Origin of the sequence: Streptomyces sp. NPDC090045, from assembly GCF_044747975.1 — a bacterium.
Classification (GTDB): Bacteria; Actinomycetota; Actinomycetes; order Streptomycetales; family Streptomycetaceae; genus Streptomyces.
Window position 1 is genome coordinate 67,374 of the sequence record NZ_JBIVFA010000022.1, and the last position, 18,294, is coordinate 85,667.

11 protein-coding genes are annotated in these 18,294 nt (G+C 72.8%); 1 reads left to right on the top strand and 10 read right to left on the bottom strand.

Translation table 11 applies throughout. The features are described from left to right. Positions 1-12 precede the first annotated feature (12 nt). Positions 13-1,365: a diacylglycerol/lipid kinase family protein gene (locus ACIPYQ_RS37825; protein ID WP_401258815.1), complete on the bottom strand. Its 1,353-nt coding sequence runs from the start codon at positions 1,363-1,365 to the stop codon at positions 13-15. Positions 1,366-1,474: 109 nt separating this feature from the next. Beyond that, on the bottom strand, positions 1,475-2,770 hold the full coding sequence (locus tag ACIPYQ_RS37830; RefSeq protein WP_401258817.1) for a cation:proton antiporter: 1,296 nt from the start codon (positions 2,768-2,770) through the stop codon (positions 1,475-1,477). Between the two features lie 162 nt (positions 2,771-2,932). Between ACIPYQ_RS37830 and ACIPYQ_RS37835 the strand changes: the two genes are divergently transcribed. Further along, positions 2,933-4,684 (top strand): alpha/beta hydrolase, encoded by a 1,752-nt coding sequence (locus ACIPYQ_RS37835; RefSeq protein WP_401258819.1) that lies wholly within the window; start codon positions 2,933-2,935, stop codon positions 4,682-4,684. Positions 4,685-4,703: 19 nt separating this feature from the next. Here the strand turns inward: ACIPYQ_RS37835 and ACIPYQ_RS37840 are convergent, their stop codons facing one another. The 8 genes from ACIPYQ_RS37840 to ACIPYQ_RS37875 all read right to left on the bottom strand — a co-directional run bounded on the left by ACIPYQ_RS37840 (position 4,704) and on the right by ACIPYQ_RS37875 (position 18,024). After that, on the bottom strand, positions 4,704-5,375 hold the full coding sequence (locus ACIPYQ_RS37840) for a lysostaphin resistance A-like protein (RefSeq protein WP_401258820.1): 672 nt from the start codon (positions 5,373-5,375) through the stop codon (positions 4,704-4,706). Positions 5,376-5,463: 88 nt separating this feature from the next. Then, positions 5,464-9,663, bottom strand: a complete 4,200-nt coding sequence (locus ACIPYQ_RS37845) for a caspase family protein (protein WP_401258821.1) — start codon at positions 9,661-9,663, stop codon at positions 5,464-5,466. Further along, positions 9,660-10,613, bottom strand: coding sequence for an antibiotic ABC transporter ATP-binding protein (locus tag ACIPYQ_RS37850; protein ID WP_401258823.1), 954 nt, complete (start codon positions 10,611-10,613; stop codon positions 9,660-9,662). Before ACIPYQ_RS37850 ends, ACIPYQ_RS37845 begins: the two co-directional genes overlap by 4 nt. 90 nt (positions 10,614-10,703) lie before the next feature. Continuing rightward, positions 10,704-11,465, bottom strand: coding sequence for a maleylpyruvate isomerase family mycothiol-dependent enzyme (locus ACIPYQ_RS37855; RefSeq protein ID WP_401258824.1), 762 nt, complete (start codon positions 11,463-11,465; stop codon positions 10,704-10,706). Positions 11,466-11,610: 145 nt separating this feature from the next. Beyond that, positions 11,611-14,445 (bottom strand): NHLP bacteriocin export ABC transporter permease/ATPase subunit, encoded by a 2,835-nt coding sequence (locus ACIPYQ_RS37860; RefSeq protein ID WP_401258849.1) that lies wholly within the window; start codon positions 14,443-14,445, stop codon positions 11,611-11,613. A gap of 103 nt (positions 14,446-14,548) precedes the next feature. Next, complete coding sequence (locus tag ACIPYQ_RS37865; RefSeq protein ID WP_401258826.1) at positions 14,549-16,885, bottom strand: NHLP family bacteriocin export ABC transporter peptidase/permease/ATPase subunit; 2,337 nt, start codon at positions 16,883-16,885, stop codon at positions 14,549-14,551. Continuing rightward, on the bottom strand, positions 16,882-17,688 hold the full coding sequence (locus ACIPYQ_RS37870; RefSeq protein ID WP_401258827.1) for a hypothetical protein: 807 nt from the start codon (positions 17,686-17,688) through the stop codon (positions 16,882-16,884). Before ACIPYQ_RS37870 ends, ACIPYQ_RS37865 begins: the two co-directional genes overlap by 4 nt. A gap of 96 nt (positions 17,689-17,784) precedes the next feature. Next, on the bottom strand, positions 17,785-18,024 hold the full coding sequence (locus ACIPYQ_RS37875; protein WP_361769543.1) for a hypothetical protein: 240 nt from the start codon (positions 18,022-18,024) through the stop codon (positions 17,785-17,787). Positions 18,025-18,294: the final 270 nt, after the last annotated feature.

Genomic DNA, 18,294 nt, shown 5'->3' on the forward strand with positions numbered 1-18,294 from the left:
CGCAGCCGTCGGTCAAGCGGTCTCGTGTCCGGCGGCGACCCGCCCCATCGTCAGCGCCAGACGCCGCACCCGGCGCCAGTCCATCGGCGGGGCAACGTGCGGCACGCCGGGCCGGTGCCGGGGGACGCGCACGCGCAGCGCGCCGGGGGCGAGACGGCAGCGCACCGGAGTGGGCAGCGTCAGGGCCTCGCCGTCGACTCCGACCGGGATGACGGGAGCGTCGGCGTCGACGACGACCTCCCGGGCGGTGGCCTCGGTCAGCCCGCGGCCCTGCCCGCCGCGCAACAGGAGCTCCGTCGCTTCGGCGGCGTTGCCGACCCCGACGCACAGCACCCCCAGCAGACCGGAGTCCAGGCGCCCGCGGCGTCCCAGTCCGGCCGAGTCTCCCCTCTCGTAGGGGTTGTTGCTCACCAGCACGGCTTGGGGGCCGTCCTTGGTCAACGAACCGGCACGGACCCTCAGGCGCGCGCCGCTGTGGTGGGTCAGCAGGTCGGGCAGCATCTCCAGGATGGTGCGGGCCTTGTCGTCGCGATAGGCGGGACTCTGCACGACTTCCGCGTACACGCCGAAGGAGGCGTTGTTGATGAAGACGCGTTCCTCGCTCCGGCCCGCGGGCTCTCCCCTAGGCCCTCCCGCATGGAGGTAGCCGATGTCGATGCGCAGTTCGACGCCGTCGGTCAGTGCCTCCAGGCAGGTGGAGGGATCCTGGCGGTCCAGGCCCAGGTCCATGGCGAAGTGGTTGCGGGTGCCCGCGCTGATCACCATGAACGGAAGGTCGTGCTCCGCGGCGATACCGGCGACCAGGGCCTGTGTGCCGTCGCCGCCCGCGACGCCGAGCAGGTCGGCGCCGCCCCGGACGGCGCTCCGCGCCAGCTCGGCCACGTCCTGATGCCGGGCCGGGTCCAGTACGACGACCTCGGCGCCCAGGGCCCTGGCGCGCTCCGCGAGCTGGAACTTCTCGACCTTTCCGCCACCCGAGCGCGGGTTCATGATCAGGAACGGCCGCTCGGCGCGGCCGACGGAGCGCTCCGGCATGCCGCGCGGGCTGTCTTCGACCAGCGCGGCCCTGCCCGCGGAAACGGCCAGTGCCCACAGGCCGAGCGAGAGCAGCACCACCCACAGCAGCCCGGCGGCCGCGTACAGGATCAGGACACCGAGCGGCGCGGCGACCACCAGGAGCACGGCCAGCACCCTGATCCAGCCCGTGTGGGTGAGCATCCACCAGCCACCGGCCGCCGTGAGCACCAGGCCCGCCCACCCCACGCCCATGAGCACGAGGCTGCCGAGCCCGGCGAAGACCACCAGCACCACAACCGCCGCCACGCCGGCCGCCAAGGCCAGACGCGCGGCCCAGCGCCTGCTCATGGGGCAACCTCCCACCGCTCCGCCGGCTGCCGGCCGGGAATCTCGGTGCCTGCGTACCCGGTGGGCCGACTTCCCGTGGACATGGACGTCCGCAGGCCTCCACTTCAGGCTAGGGGCGGCCACCCTCCGCAGCATGTCCACCGGGTACGGGGGTGCCCTCGCGCAGATCGGGGTGGGCGGCCGCGGCCTTCTCGTACCAGCGGCCGTACCGCTCGGCCAGGGGAACGGACGAGAGGCCGTGCAGGAGGACGCTGAGGCCGACGGTGATCGCGACCACCCGCCCCACCAGGTCCACCCCCGGAACGTGTTCCTCCACGACGAGCAGCGCCAGCACCACCGAGGCGAGACCGCGTGGCCCGAACCAGCCGATGTACGCCACCGTGTGGGGCCGCAGTCCGCTCCCGGCCAGCGCGAGGACCACCGGCAGCATCCTGACGACGGTGAGGCTCAGCACCGCGTAGAGACAGATCCGCCAGCTCAGGTGCTCCAGTGTGGGCCCGAGCAGCACCGCCCCGAAGACGAGGAGGCTGATCGCCGCCAGGAGGCCGCCGAGGGTCTCGGTGAACTCGGCCGTGCGCTCGGCGTCCCCCGGCCCGTCGTCGGCCGGGAAGTGGCGCAGGACGAAACCGCAGGCGAAGCCGGCCACCCAGGCCGCGATGAACCCGCTGCCGTCCGTCACGACGGCGAGCTCGTACGCCGCCGCCGCGACGGCCAGCGGATAGACCTGCCACCACTCCCGCGCGACCCACCCCCGGGCCCGGGCCCCCTGCAGCAGCCGGCCGCCCAGCCACCCGATCAGCAGGCCGAGGGCGGTGCTCAGCACCAGGGCGCGCCAGAAGACTCCCGCGACGCCCTCCTGCGCGTAGTGGGTACCGGGGATGGCCGCGAGGAAGAGGATGAAGAAGGGCAGCACCATGCCGTCGTTCAAGCCGCTTTCGACGTTCAGTCCGTCCCGTACGAGCGCCGGTACCCGCGGGTGGGACATCGCGGTCTTCCCGAGGGCGGCGTCGGTCGGGGCGAGGATGGCACCCACCAGTGCGAGCTCCCACATCGTCAGCCCCGGCAGCAGCGGCCACGCGAGGAGCCAGCCCGCGCCGATGCTCAGGGGCAGTCCGATGCCCAGCAGGCGCCCGGGCACGAAGCCGCCGGTCCGGAGGTCCCGTCTGCGCACCGACAGGGCATCGGTGAACAGCACGAGCGTCAGCGTGGCTTCGAGGAGCGCCACGATCGGCGCGGCCTCCTGCTCCAGATTGACGATGTCCAGCACGGCCGGCCCGAGGAGAATGCCGGCGCCGACGAACACGATCGCCGACGACAAGGGCGTGGAGGACAGCCGCCGCGAGCCCAGCGCGTACGCGGCCGTGACGGCCGCCACCGCCGCAACGGTCCAGGCGCCACCGCTCATGACCAGCCCTCCCGATCCACCCGCCGCACCACGCGTGACCTCGTTCCTACAGGTCGACGGAGCGTGACGGACCGACGTCGGCAAGGACACGCCGCGTGGCGCCGCCCGGGACCGGATGGCACGACCGGCCGGGCCTTGCGAGGATTGCCCTGGAGGAGACCCATGAGCCACGACCCGCCGGTTCCACCACCGGAGGGGCCGGCACCGCGCACGGCGGACGGCGGAGTGGAGGAACCCGGCGGCACCGCCCCGGCCGCCGCCGAACCTTCCCCCGGCCCCGGGATGCGCCGCCGGCTGCTCCACTTCACGCTGCCCGGCTGCTGGGGCGCGCTCGTCCTGGCGTGCCTGTCCTTCACACCGTCGCTGCTTCCCCGCGGCGGGATCCTCCAAGGGCTGATCTGCGGCATCACCGCGGCCATCGGATACGGGCTCGGCGTGACCGCGGCGTACGTGTGGCGCGCCTTCGCCGACCGGGACGCCCGGACCGCCTCGCGCAGGTCGTGGCTCGTGCTGCTCGTCAGCGCGATCGTCCTGTTCGGTCTCGCGTTCGGGCTCGGCCAGTACTGGCAGCACGAGATCCGCACCCTGATGGGGGTCACCGACTACAACGTCGTCACCGCCGTCGCCTGCCCCTTCGTCGCCGCCCTCGTCTTCTGGCTCCTGCTGCTGGCCGGGCGGGGGCTCCGGCGCCTGTACCACTGGGCCGCCGACCTGCTCGGGCGCTGGATCGGCCCGCGGGCGGCGCGGGTGGTCGGCTGGGTGCTGATCGCGGGTCTGGCGTGGTCCGCCTTCTCCGGTCTCCTGCTGGGCGGGTTCGTGAACGCGGCCAACGAGGCGTTCTCGGTGCGCGACACGGAGACGCCGGAAGGCGTCCACCAGCCCACCTCGACGTTGCGCTCGGGCGGGCCCGGCTCTCTCGTGCCGTGGGACTCGCTGGGCAGGCAGGGCCGCGCCTTCACCGGCAGCGGTCCGTCGGCCGGGGACATCGGCGCCTTCGCCCACCGCCCGGCGCAGGAGCCCGTACGGGCGTACGCCGGGCTGACGACCTCCGAGGACACGGAGACCAGGGCGGCCCGGGCCGTCGCGGACCTCGAACGGGCGGGCGGCTTCGAGCGCGAGAACCTGCTCGTGATGACCACGACGGGCAGCGGCTGGGTCGACCCCGCCGCCGTGGACTCGTTCGAGTACCTCGGCAACGGCGACTCGGCGACCGTGGCGATGCAGTACTCGTACCTGCCGTCGTGGCTCTCGTACCTGGTCGATCAGTCCAAGGCGCGCGCGGCCGGCCGCGAACTCTTCGACGCGGTCTACGACACCTGGTCGAAGCTGCCCCAGGACCAGCGCCCGCGGCTGTTCGTGGCGGGTGAGAGCCTGGGGTCGTTCGGCGGTGAGACGGCCTTCAGCGGGGAGTACGACCTGCGCAACCGCACCGCCGGCACCCTGTTCGCCGGCCCGCCCAACTTCAACACGCTGTTCCGCGAGTTCAGCGATCAGCGCGACGCGGGGAGTCCCGAGATCGAGCCCGTCTACAAGGACGGGCGGACCGTCCGGTTCACCGACGACCCGGCCACCGGGATGCCTCCCCAGGACAGGCCGTGGGACGGCACGCGGGTGCTCTACCTCATGCACCCGTCCGATCCGATCGTGTGGTGGAGCCCCGGGCTGGCCTTCTCCGAACCCGACTGGATCGGCGAGGCGCCCGGTTCGGACGTGCTCGAAGGGATGTTCTGGATGCCGCTCGTGACCTTCTGGCAGGTCACCGCCGACCTGCCGTTCTCCACGGGCGTTCCGGACGGTCACGGCCACACGTACAAGGCCGCGTACGTCGACGGCTGGAACGCCGTCATGCGGCCCGCCGGATTCACCGCGCAGGACCTGGACCGGCTGAGGGACATCATCTGGCCGGAGCGCTGAGCCGTCGGCCGTCGGCTGCTCAGCGCAGCAGGAACCCGACGAGGTAGCCGAGTGCGTTGACCGCCCAGTGCAGGCCCATGGGAGCGAGCAGACTGCCGCTGCGGCGCCGCAGCTCGCAGAAGAGGACCCCCGCCGCCCCCGTGAACAGCACGGCCGCCGCGACCGCCAAAGCGGCGCCGAGGCCGGAGTCACCGAAGACCGTGGTCAGGGCGGGTTTCGCCGTCGCCAGCTGCAGGGACGGCAGCACGTGCCACAGGCCGAACAACAGGCTCGACACGGCGGTCGCCCACGCCGCCCCGCGGTCGCGGCACACCAGACCGTAGAGGACGCCGCGGAAGGCGATCTCCTCCACCAGGACGGTGCCGACGGGGACCAGCAGGAAGACGCGCAGCAGCAGCTCGCTGCCGGTCATCCCGGCGTACCGCCGGTCCTCGAACAGCGCCCTGGTGGCCGGCAGCAGGGCCGCGGCGAGGTAGACGACGGCGACCAGGCCGATCAGGGCCAGCGCCCAACGGGCACCACGGGCGAGTGTGCCGGGCGCCAGGCCCGCGTCCCCCAGGGTGCCGCCGGCCCAGAAGAGCACGCCGAGCAGGACGGCGCTGACCACGACGGCCGTCACCAGGCCGGACGGGCCGGTCCAGTGGTGCACGGCCAGGTTGGCGGCGACGAGGACGGCGACCGTGAGTCCCACGGCCGGCCAGGTACCGATTCGTCTCCGGCGTCGGCTCCGCGGCATGGAACTCACGGTACGGCGCCCCCGCACCCGGCGCCGCCGTACGTCAGCGCTCCAGGACGATCACCTCGTACCCGGCGCCGACGACGAGCTCGCCGCTGGAGGCGAAGGAGACGGCACTGGGATCGACGGGCAGGTGGATCTCGTGCAGGAGCGTGCCGTTGCCCAGGTCCCAGATGCCCAGGGAGTAGTAGTCGGCGGTGACGGCCACCGGCAGCCCGTCCAGCAGGCCGATCTCCACATCGGAGACCCAGGCGTCACCGAGGCGGTGCCGTAGCTGCCGGGTCCGCAGATCCCACAGCTGGGCGCCGCCGTGTGCGGTGGCCGCCAAGACCACGGGGTTGCGTCCGTCGGTGCCGCACACCATGGCGTTGACCTGGTCGGTGAGGCCCCCGAAGTCACCCACCCGGCTCCGATCGGTGAGGTCCCAGAGTTCGGTCCGCCGGTCGGCTTCCCGGAGCGAGTCCATCCCCGCGATCACGGCCAGAGGCCGCCCGTCCACGAGAGCCCAGGCCAAGGCGCCCAGGTACCCGGGCGCCTCGAATGTTCCGCTGATCTCCAGGGTTTTCAGGTTCCAGATCCTCGCAAAGGCTTTGTCCGGGCCTTCATGGACGAGCAGGGCGACCGGATCGCCCCCGAGGTGTCCGCACACCAGGGGTGTCGAGTAGCTGGCCTTGGTTCTTCCGGTCTCCAATCCGTCCGCGAGATTCCACACCCGGACGGTTTCGTCCTGCCCGACGGTGACGGCGACCGGTGTGCCGGAGACCGTCGCGCAGGACACTCTTTCCACCCAGTTGGTGTGGCCTTCGAAGCGTTGCAACTCTCTTCCGGAGGCCAGATCCCACACTCGTGCCGTGTGGTCGTGGCTCGCCGAGACCGCTACGGCGGCGCCGTTCAGCACGGTGCACGTGACGGCCGGCACCTGGCTGGAATGGCCGGGTGGCTCGACCTCCTCGGCTTGCTCCTCCAGCCTCCACAGGCGGACGGATCCGCCGCTGCTGGCGCTGGCGGCCGCGGGTCGGCCGTCCACACTCGTGATCACGATGGAATGCACCCACTGCGGATGACCGTTCAGCCGGGCGAGCAACCGGCCGTCTGGCCGTTCCCTCAGCTCCATCGAGCCGTCCCCGTAGCCCACCACCATGACCGCCCGGCCGTCGAGTTCCGTGAAAGCGATGGCCGTGATCCAGCCGTGCCCGACGCGGCAGGAGGAGACGACGGTGTCCGTGGCCGCGTCGCGGAACTGAAGCTCGCCGTCGCGGTAGCCGATCGACACCAACTCGCGGCCGTCTTGGGCGAGGCTCGCCACCGCCCGGCAGTCAGTGGAGTCGTGGAGGAGGTCACACTCCCCGGTCTCCAGGTTCCACCGCCGCAGCGGACCGGAAGGCGAGGCGACCAGCGCGGTGGCCGCCTCCTGCCTCTCCAGGCAGAGGACCGATAGGTCGTACCTTCCGTGCCCGGACCGCCCCGGAAGGATCCCGCGGACCTCGCCGGACACCAGCTCCCGGGTCCAGGCCGACCCGTCCGGGGCACAGCCGACGATCAACACCTCGCCGTGGACCCGGGTGCAGGCCAGGCCCGCCACGACGGTCTTCAACTCATTCCGGTCGGCCCTGCGGGCGGCCTCTGCCTCGGTCTGCACCACGAACCTGCGGAGTTCGGTGCTGCGTGCGAGGTCCCAGACGCGCACCGTTCCGTCGTTGGACGCGGTGACGACGAGCATGACACCGTCCACCTCGATGCAGTCCATCGCCGTCACCGCCCCGGTGTGCCCGTTCAGGGTGGCCACGCAGCTCTGCTGCGCCGGATCCCAAATCTGCACCGGCCCCTGGCGCTGCGCGCTCAGCACCACCGGCATGCCCTGCAGCTCCGTCGCGACGAGTGGATAGCCTGACCAGGAGCTCAGTTCCCCCCGGAACAGGCTGCTCGTCTGGGATCCGGTCGCCCACCGCGGTGCCCACTCCAGCCGCCGCCCCAGCCTGCTCCGGTGCTCCTCCAGCCGGTACCGGGCCGAGTCCACCGCCATCACCTGGGCGCGGTGGCGGACGCACTGGCCGCGGTAGCGGTGGGCCGAGGTCCGGTACATCGTGCGGACGCGCTGCGCGTCGGCGCCCCGTACGCCGTCCATCGCGGCCAGCAGCCCGTCCGGGTCCGCGTGCACCAGGAACCACGGGTCCCGCAGCAGGCGTTCGAGGTCCCCCGAGGCCGCCGCGTGGCCCGCCAGGTGGGCGTGGACGTACGGGTGCGCGCGCTCCCAGTCCGGGCCGTCGCCGTCGGTGCGCGGCGGCACCGAGGCGATCAGCTCGGCCGTCATCCGCCGCTGGTCCTCGCGGCTGCGCCGCGGATCGCGCAGGTGCTCCGCCAGCGCCTCGTGGTAGAGCCGGAAGACCGACCGGTCCTCGCCGGCCGGCACCTCCACCACGTACGCCCCCGCCTGCCGCCACAGCCAGTCCACGTCGTCGTTGGTGCACTTCTCGCCCGACAGCGCCCCCGCGAGCGGGGCCCACAGCGAATCCCACGGCAGGCCGGAGCCCTCCGCGTACGCCAGGGGCCGCAGCAGCCGCCGCACCCGGTCCTCGTTCTCCCCGTACCGGGCGAGGTAGGCGTCGAAGGCCTGCCCGACCTCCGAGGGCAGCTCCTCCTCCCAGCCCGGGCGGGACGGGTCGGGGTTCAAGTCCCCGTGCAGCAAGGCCCGTACGGTCATCCGCGCGACGAGGAAGGAGCGGCCCGCCCGCCGGGCCACCGCGGCGGCCACGGCCTCACGGTCCTCCTCCGCCAGCCCGCCGGGCATCCCGGCCAGCGTGTGCCGCGCGTACTGCTCGATGTCGTCGCGGCCGGTGTACGCGTCGGTGTCCAGGTCGACGACCTCGACGGCCCGGCCCAGCTCGGGGATCATCGTCCGCCGGGTGCCGACCAGCAGGCGCAGGTTGTGCAGGACGGACATCGGCCGGAGCAACTCGCGGGCGATGCGCTGCGGTTCCCGCCCGCCGACGCCCGTGCCCGCCTCCTCCAGCGCGTCGATCAGCACGGTCCGCAGGGGGCCCTCGTACTCGGCGAGCCGGGCCAGCAGCTGCGGCGGGCTGTCCGCCTCCACGTCCAGCGCGGCGGCCAGCCGGGCGGTGAGCCGTTCCAGGGTGGTGCCGTGCGCGTGGACGGAGAGCGTCACCGCACCGGGCGGCGGCAGCAGGTGCGCGGGGGCCTCCGGGTGGTCCGGGCGGGCCAGTGCGAGCAGCCGGCCCAGGACGGCCGACTTGCCGGACCCGGGATCCCCGGTCACCACCCGGGCCCGGGCGTCGTGGACGGGATCGCGCAGCCAGCCCGCCAGCGTGGCCAGGGCCTGCCGGCGCCCGGTGAACCAGTCGCCCTGCTCGCTCGCGTACTCCACCCCGCGGCCCCGCGGACCGAAGTGCGCGGTCCACTCCCGCTGCGACTCCACGTCCATCGCCTCGTCGGGCAGGCCGGGCCGGTACTTCGGATTGGGCAGGAACGGTGGGACCGCGTGTCCGGACACCACGTGATAGCTGGCGCGCTGTTCCGGTCGGTGCTCCCGGAAATGGCCGTTGACCTGGCCGGTCACCGTGGGGATGTCCAGGTACGGCTGCCGCATCCCGGCGGTGCCCGCGCGCACCGCGGCCTCCAGGGCGGTGACGAAGGCGTGGTCGTACGCGAGCTCGCGGGAGCGGGCCGAGGCCATCAGCCACAGCCCGTCGGCTCCCGGGGGCCGGTAGTCCACCAGCTGGCCGGTGACGTTGGCGATCTCGGCCGCGCCCAGTTCGGCGTAACAGGTGTCGAGCAGCAGCAGGACGTGCCCGACCCGGGTGTCGGCCAGCAGGTCCGCGAGTTCGCGCGAGGCGAGGGTGGTGCTCATCCGGTCGTGGCGGCTGGTGCGGCAGGTCAGCCGGTGGGAACGGTCGTCCCGCAGGCCGTGCCCCGCGTAGTACACGACGAGCACGTCCTCCTTGCAGCGCTCGTCCGCCTTGAGCCAGTCCTCCAGACCGGTGCGCACCTGCTGGGCATCGGGGGCGCCGGCGAGCTCCGGGAGGATCTCCGCGTACCCGAGGGAGGAGAAGAGGGCCTTGACCCGGCTCAGGTCCTCGGGCACGCCGGGCAGGTCTTCGAGGTGCGGGTCGGCGGTGAACGTGCCGGTGCCGAAGGCGAAGACGTACCGGTTGAGTCCGTCGGAGGCCGGACCGTCCGGTGCGTCCGGTGGCGGTGCGGGGGCGCCCGGGTGCGGGCCGGGTGTCACCGGGCCAGCCCGGCGGCGATCGCCGTCCCGGTCTCCACCGCCGTCAGATAGGCGCGCATGCTGTGCATCTCGGAGCCGTTGTCCACGGGCAGGTCCCGGACCTCCGGCCCGAACCGGGACGCGAGTTCGCGGACGAGGGCGACCGCGTCACCGCGGTCGGCCAGGTTGGTCCACTCCTTGACGGGGGCCGGCCAGACCCCCGTGCCGTCCTGCCGCGGTGCGGGCTGCAGGCGGTCGTAGACCAGCCCGGCCAGGCCCAGCGGGGAGCCGAGGGTGACCAAGGACAGCGGCGGCCGGTCGGGTCCGAGCGCGCACAGCGCCTCGTACGCGACCACCGAGCCGAGCGAGTGGCCCACGACCACGCGGGTCTCGGGCGTGATCAGCTCCGCGGCCCGGGCCCGTACGGCGGCCCGCAGTTCGGGCTCGGTGAAGTAGCGGCGCACCTGTTTGAGGTCCGAGATGAGCAGCCGGTCGGAGACGGCACCGAAGAAGCGGGTGCGGGTGAGGGCGTCCAGGGCGCGGCGGACCCGGTCCACGGCGAGGGGGCGGGAGGCGAGCCGGCCGACGGCGCCACGGGGGGCGGGGGCGGGGCCCGTGGTGTGCGGACCGGCCGCGCCGGGGCCCGTACCGGACGGACCGACGCCGTCCGGTCCGGGGATGCGGGGGTCCAGCCGGACGGCCTCCCGCCACCAGGCCTCCAGCAGCTCGGTCTCGAAGCCCGGTTCCACGTCCTCGGCCCGGTAGTACGGCTCGCCGCGCGTGCCGGGCTGCCGGTAGAGGTCCCCGTATCCGGCGCAGGCGATGTCGCCGTCCGCGAGTCGTCCGAGCGTGGGATCGCGGCGCAGCGCCAGTCCGACGCCGCCGCGCAGCGCGGGCTCCACCTCCGCCAACAGGGTCTCGGCGGTGTCGAGTTGCCGCCCCACCCCGTGCACCACGACGACCCGGCTCATGGTCCCCCTCATGCCCGTCCTGCACTTCTGTCGCGAGCATAGTGGGGGCGGGTGCCCGGGGCGGGCCGTTCCCTTCGGCCGGCCCCGTGGTCAGAAGGCCGAGTGGGCGAACCAGTGGGCGAGCAGGTCCTGGTCGCCGAGCAGCTTGAAGGTGTCGCTGCGGTGGTCCAGGCGGCCGTAGAGGGCCAACAGGAGGTCGGTGGCGGCCCCTTGGACCGTGGCGTCCGCCGCGTGGGGCTCGGCCCGGTCGGCCACGAGGGCGAAGCCGTCGGTGCGGAGGGCGACCAGCCAGTCGCCGTTGCCGTCCGTGCTGCTGAAGCGAACGGTCCGGTCGGGGGCGCGCAGTTGGGCGGTCAGCGGCGCGAAGGAGGAGGCGAACGGCAGGTTGGTGAGGAACTCGTCGATGCCGTCGACGGCCAGTGCGCGGTCGACGTGCGGGGAGAGTCCGAGCGCCCGTTGGGCGTCGACCCGGTGGACGAGGGTCTCGAAGAGCATGCGCCGGACCCAGAACCGGGCGTGCTGGTCGACCCCCCAGGCCCACATCGGTGCGTCCAGGTCGGTCGCGGCGAACACCTCGGCGGCCTCCCCCGCGCTCGCGGCCAGCCAGTCCGGGAGGGCGTCGGGGTGCTCCGGGAGGCGCAGGTCGACCTCGCGGCTGGTCGGCGGTTGCTGGATGCGGCGGCGGAGCAGCTCGGTGAACCAGCGGTGCACGCTGCCGACGTGCCGGGTGAGGTCCTCCAGCGTCCAGCCGGGGCAGGTCTGCACCGGGGTGGAGAGGTCGGCCGCCCTGACGGCGGCTACGAATCCGGCGGTCTCGGCTGCGACGGCCGCGGCGTGCTGGGCGGGGTTCATGTCGGTGCCCTTCCCCTGATGGTCCCACCGCGGGGCGGCAGGATGCTTAAGGAAGTAGATGGTTTATGTCTTTAAGTAATATGCGACGGTAATGCGCGATCGTTGACCATGTCAACTTTCTCTGCGGTCGGCGGTGCGCGGCCCGTCAGCGGAGTTGGCGGTGGACCAGGGTGTGGAAGAGGCCCGTCGTGTCGGCGAGCAGCTCGGCGGGCGGGCCCTGCTGGACGATGCGGCCCTCCGACATGGCGATCACACGGTCGGCGTCCATGATCGTGGAGAGCCGGTGGGCGATCACGATGCGGGTGGCGCGCAGGGCGCGGGTGGATTCGATGACCACGCGCTGGGCCTCGTTGTCCAGGGCGCTGGTGGCCTCGTCGAAGAACAGGATGCGCGGCTTGCGGATGAGGGCCTGGGCGATCATCAGCCGTTGACGCTGGCCGCCCGAGACGGTGCCGCCACCGTCGGACAGCATGGTGTGCATGCCCATCGGCATGGCCTTGATGTCCTCCGCCAGGCCCGCCATCGCGGCGGCCTCCCACGCCTCCTCCGGTGAGAACGTCCCGGCGCCGCAAATGCAGTCGAGGATCGAGCCGGTGAAGGGCTGGGCGTTCTGCAGGACGACACCGCACTGGCGGCGCACGGCCGCCTGGTCGAGCGCCGCCAGGTCCTGGCCGTCGTACAGCACGCTGCCGGAGACGGGTTTGTCGAAGCCGATGAGCAGGCGGAGCAGGGTGGATTTGCCGCAGCCGCTGGCCCCGACGACGGCGACGAACTCGCCCGGCCGTACGCGGAAGTCGACGTCGTCGAGCACGAGCGGGCCGTCGTCGGCATAGCGGTAGGACAGGTTCTTGGCCTCGATGGCGCCGGTCAGCTCGCCGGGCCGGGTGCTGGAGCGGACCACCTCGGGGATCTCCCGCAGGACCGGCTTGATCTGCTCGAACATCGGCAGGACGGCGGCGGCCGAAATGAGCGCGCCCGTCAGCTGCGTGACCGAGGACAGCAGCATCGTCAGCGCGGTGCTGAAGGTGAGGAACTCGCTGGCGGACATGGCCCCGCGGGCCGGTCCGGCCAGCAGCACGAACATCACCAGCGTGCACAGCGGCAGGTAGACGGCGCCCAGGACCGTGATGACGTTCTGGATCCGTCCGATGCGCTGCTGCAGCTCGCGGGTACGGGCGAACTCGCGTGCCCAGGCCGCGTACGCGAAGGACTCGGCCGCGGCAACGCGGAGCTTGGGCAGGCCGCGCAGGGTCTGGAAGGCCTGGTTGTTGAGCTGGTGGCCGAGTTTGATCAGCCGGCGCTGGTAGCGCAGCTGCCACAGGCCCAGGCCCAGGAAGACCGCCGCGATGACGACCAGCATGGCGAGCGCCGCCATGGCCAGCGGCACGCTGTAGACGAGCAGCAGCACGAGGTTCATCGTGCCGACCGCGCCCGCCTGTACGCAGACCGGGCCGATGCCGGACAGTACGCGGCGGATGGCGCTGATCCCCATGGCCGCGCCGGCCAGTTCGCCGGTGGAGCGGCCGGCGAAGAACTTCGTCGGCAGCCGCAGCAGCCTGTCCCACACCGCCGGCTGCAGGGTGGCCTCGATACGGCCCTCCATGCGCAGGAGCGAGGTGTTCTGCAGGAGCATGAAGACGGCCGAGACGATGCCGGTCGCGATCAGTGCCAGCCCGGTCTGGACGATGAGGCCGTTCTCGCCCTGCGGAACGTACCGGCCGAGGACCCGGCCGGTCGCGATCGGCACCAGTGCGCCGAGGACCACCGCGACCAGCCCGCCCAGGAGCAGGCTGCGCAGCTCCGGGAAGGTGCCGCGCACGCTGAACCGGAGCAGCGCCGGCAGGCCCACCCGTCCGTCGGGCAGGGGGCGGTACAGCATGACCGCGCGCGGTTCGAAGGCGGTCTCGTTGCTCCCGGCGACGCGCTCGCGCGTGCCGGTGGCGGGGTCGACCGCCTCGTAGCCGCCGCGCCGCCACAGCAGGGCAACGGGCGTGCCGTCCTTCTCGCGACGGCCCACGAGCGGGCCGCTGTTCTCCCGCCACCAGCGCCCGCCGAGCCCGACCTCGCGGGTACGGATCCGCGAGGCGAGCGCGATCCGTTCGACGGGGTCCGTCTGCCCGGTCGCGGGGCCCCTGACCTCGCCCGGTTCGGACAGGGTGATGCGGGCCGCGTCGGCGACCAGGCGGCACACGGCGAAGGTCGCGTCGGCGCTCCCGCTCCGGTGGGGATGCCGGCCGGAGCGGACGATGGACGCCAGCAGCGTCCGGTCCGCCTGGGTGCGGGCTGCCCGGCCGGCCTCGATGCCCGCCGCCGTGCGGTCCTCGTGCGCGCGCTCCTGCTGTTCGATCCAGCCGTCCAGGGCGTACAGCAGCCGGTGCTGCTGGTCGACCATGCCCTGCCACATCGCCGCGTCGACGAGGAGGGTGCCGACCGCCTCCGCCTCGTACACGGCGCCGTACTGGACGCTGCCGGGGGTGATCTGCATCCACAGGATGTCGTCGTCGGCGCCGCCGTGGCCGATGGTGGCACTGCCGTCCAGCGGTGCCTGGTAGAGCACGCGCAGGCCACGGCCGATGCCGCGCGCGAAGGCGTCCTCGAGGGGGCTCGGCAGTCCTGGGGCGGGGGCGCCGTAGTGCCCTTGACCGGCGTACCACGGTCCGCCGTGGAACTGACCGCCGTGGAACTGGTCGCCGTGGAACTGGTCGCCGTACTCCGGGCGGTACAGCTCCCGCAGGTCGATCCGGCGCAGCAGGCACCCCTGCAGGGGCCGGCCGACCAGGGTGTGGTCGGGTCCCTCGGCCGGGCCCAGCAGCAGGGTGCCCGGCTCCAGGCGGCCCAGGAAGTGCCAGTGGCCGGCCTGCGCGGCGTCGACGGCGAACAGGTCCAGCTCGCCCTGCACGACGAGCCACAGGACGAGCGGGCCCTCCAGGGACAGGCTGCGCAGGCCCGTGCAGTCGACGGGCGAGCCCAGGGCGCCCAGGGCCGCGACGACCGGGTCCGGGGTCCCGCCCGGCCCGCCGGACGGGGCGGCGGGGACGGCGGTGCCGGCCGTGCCGGCGGTGGCGTGGTGCGCGTGCGTCACCTCAGTGCTCCTTGACCAGTGCGGCGTACGGCCCCTGCGCCGCGACCAGGTGCTCGTGCCGCCCGCGTTCCACGACCGTGCCCCGGTCGAGTACGACGATCTCGTCGCTGTCGCGCACCGTGCTCAGCCGGTGGGCGATGACCACACAGGCACAGCCGCGCCGGCGCAGGTTGTCGATGATGACCTGCTCGGTCACCGCGTCCAGGGCGCTGGTCACCTCGTCGAGGACCATGACGCTGGGGCGGCGCACCAGCGCCCGTGCGATCTCCAGCCGCTGGCGCTGGCCGCCGGAGAAGTTGCGGCCGTCCTGCTCGACGCGGCTGTGGATGCCGCCGGGGCGGCGGGCGACCACGTCGTACACGGCGGCGTCCTCGAGCGCCGCGATGACGGCCTCGTCGGCAAGGGTGGGGTCCCACAGCGTGACGTTGTCGCGGATGGTGCCTTCGAAGAGGAAGACGTCCTGGTCGACGAAGGAGACGGAAGCGGCCAGCGCCCCGCGCGGGATGTCCTCCAGGCGCATCCCGTCGATGCGGATGGCCCCCTCCCAGGGGGTGTAGAGGCCGGAGATCAGCCGGGAGACGGTGGACTTGCCGCTGCCGGAGCCGCCGACGAGCGCGACCTGCTGACCGGGGCCGACCGAGAGCGAGAAGCCTTTGAGCAGCGGCTGGTCGAGGGGGCTGTAGCCGAAGGTGACGTGGTCCAGCTCCACCTGGCCCTTGAGGCGGCGGGTGCCGGCGGCGGGCTCGCGCCGCGCGTGGACCGGTGCGACGGGGAAGTTCTCGACGTCCTTGAGCCGGGCGACGTCGGCCGCGAAGTCCTGGATCCGGCCGGCGACGCCGCCCAGCCGGGAGATCGGCGCGGTGAAGCTGGTCACCAGGGCCTGGAAGGCGACGAGCAGACCCACGGTGAGGTGCCCCTCCACCGCCCGCAGGCCGCCGATCATCAGGATCAGCGCGCTGTTGAACGCCGCCAGCGTGGGCGCCACGATCGCCAGCCACGCGCTGGGCACGCCGAGCCGCTGCTGTACGTCGAGGGTGACGGCGTGCTGTCCGGCCCAGCGGCGGAAGAAGCCGTTCTCGCCGCCCGTGGCCTTCATCGTCTCGATGAGCTGGAGACCGCTGTACGAGGTGTTGGTGAGCCGGGCGCTCTCGGCGCGCAGCTTCTGGGTACCGGTGGCCCTCAGCCGGATCACGATCCGCATCGCCAGCACGTTGAGCAGTGCCACGGCCACGCCGACGAGGGTGAGCTGCGGATCGTACGTCCACAGCAGGACCGCGTAGAGCACGACCACCACGGCGTCCACGCCCGCTGCGGCCAGGTCGCGGGCGAGGGTCTCGGCGACCGCGTCGTTGGACTGCAGGCGCTGGACCAGGTCGGCCGGGTTGCGCTGGGAGTAGAAGGCGACCGGGAGTCTGAGGAGGTGCCGGAAGAAGCGGGCGCTGCCGAGGGTCGAGGAGATGATGCGCCCGCGCAGCAGGTTGGCCTGCTGCAGCGCGGTGAGGGTCGCGGTGAGGACGAGGGCGACGGCCATCGAGGCGAACAGCACGCCCAGCAGGGACGTCTGCTCCCCGATGAGGAACATGTCGATGTACGTACGGCTCAGGGCCGGCACGGACGCGCCGACGGCGACCAGGAGCAGGCTGGAGAGCACGGCGGCGGCCATGGTGCCCGAAGTGCCGCGCAGGCGGGCCGGCATGGCGCCCAGGACGCCCGGCTTGCGGCCGCCGCGGCGGAAGCCCTCACCGGGCTCGAAGGTGAGGACGACACCGGTGAAGCTGGTGTCGAACTCGTCCATGGGGACGAACCGGCGGCCCTTGCCGGGGTCGTTGACGTACACGCCCCTGCGGCCGAGCCGGCGGCTCATGCCGTCGTAGACGACGTAGTGGTTGAACTCCCAGAAGAGGACGGCCGGGCCGCGCACCTCGGCGAGCGCGGCCAGGTCCATCTGCATGCCCTTGGCCTTCAGCCCGTAACCGCGGGCGGCCTTGAGGAGGTTGCTGGCGCGGGAGCCGTCGCGGGAGACGCCGCAGGCGATGCGCAGTTCTTCGAGGGGGACGAAGCGGCCGTGGTGGCCGAGCACCATGGCCAGGGCGGCGGCGCCGCACTCCACCGCCTCCATCTGCAGCACGGTGGGGGTGCGTACGGGGCGGGGCGCCTTGCCCCTGGGCGCCCAGGGGGCCGTACGGGCGGACGCGGACCTGCGGCGCGAGCCGCCCCCCTTGGGCTCGGGGCGGTGGCGCCGGCGTCCGGCGGGAGGGAGCTGCGGGCCCTGCGGCGCTGTCCCGGTCTGGGGGGACGCCTGCGAGGACGCCTGCGAGGAGGTCTGCGGCGCGGTCATGGCAGCAGCCAGTCGACGGGGCGCCGTGCGGCGAGGTGGACGGCGCCGGTGACCGGCGTCCGCGAGTCGACGGCGTACGGGGGCCCGTCCGCGGAGGACCACCGGTAGCCGGATTCGGTGGCCGGGGAGCGCTCCAGCTGTACGAGGACGGCGACCGGGTTGCCGTGGCCGGAGAACTGCTCGGCGAGCCCGCTGTCGCCGAGGAAGCCGCCGATCTGCGCCGGCGTCTGGGGCGCACGGCCGACCGCCTTGACGCGGCCGCGCAGCATGCCGAACTGCTGCTGCGGGACGGACTGGACGCTCAGGTCGACCCGGGCGCCCACGGGGATCGCCGAGCCGCTGCCGCCCGGCACGTACAGGACGGCCACGAGCGGATCGTCCGGATCCTTCACGCGTTCCACGGTCGCCACGTCCGCGCCCGTGGCGACGACCGAACCCACCTTGGCCACCAGGGTCGTCAGCCGGCCGGCGGTCACCACGCGCACGGGGCGGTCCCCCTGCTCCGTACGGACGTTGAGCAGGGGCGCGCCGGCGGCCACCAGTTGACCCTCCTCGGCGAGGACTCCGGTCACCTGCCCCGCGACCGGGGTCTGCAGCACGTAACTGCCCTCGGCCCGGGTGAGGATGCCGGGGGCGCTCAGCTTGGAGGACACGGTGCCCGTGAAGGCCCAGAAGCCCGCGGCGGCCATGACGACGACCGTGACGGCCAGGACGAGCCGCCCCTGCGGGCGGGCAAAGCGAACGGGCAGGTCGAGTTCTTCGGGCGATTGCAGCTTGGAAAGAGCCTTTTGGCGAAACTGCACGGATCATTCCTTCCACTGCATTTGCGTCCCGGCGGGCGGGCAGCCAGGAACCCCGGAGCCGTGGGGGACGCTCCGGGGTTCATGGGGATTTCCCGATCAGAGACCGGCGCGACCGGTGTTCACCGAAACGCCGGTGATGCCCGTGACGAGACCGGGGACGTGGGAGACGATGCCCTGCGCGGCCTGGACGGTGTGGAGGGAGCCCACGAGGCCCACGACGCCGCTGACATCGCTGGTCACGGCACCGGCCAGGCCGCCGGACACGCTGATGATGCCGCCGGAGACGGCGTCCAGCTCGGTGTCGTCGATCTCACGGGTCTCGATGTCGTTACGCATGACGCGCACCTTTCATTGGGGGAGGAATTCACCACTGCGGCGGCCGGACGGCCCGAAACCCGGGCGTCATTCCCGGCTGCCGCAATGGGCACGATGAAAGCACGCGAACGGGCTGCCCATCCAATCCCGTTGACCCCCCATCACGAACGGAAGCCCACCTCGGATGACCGGCGTGCAGCTTGATTCACTGAATGGTGACGGCTTCTTCACAGGATCGAGTAACAGATATGAGCCGTCCGCTGCTTACACGGAACCAAACAGGACAAGCTC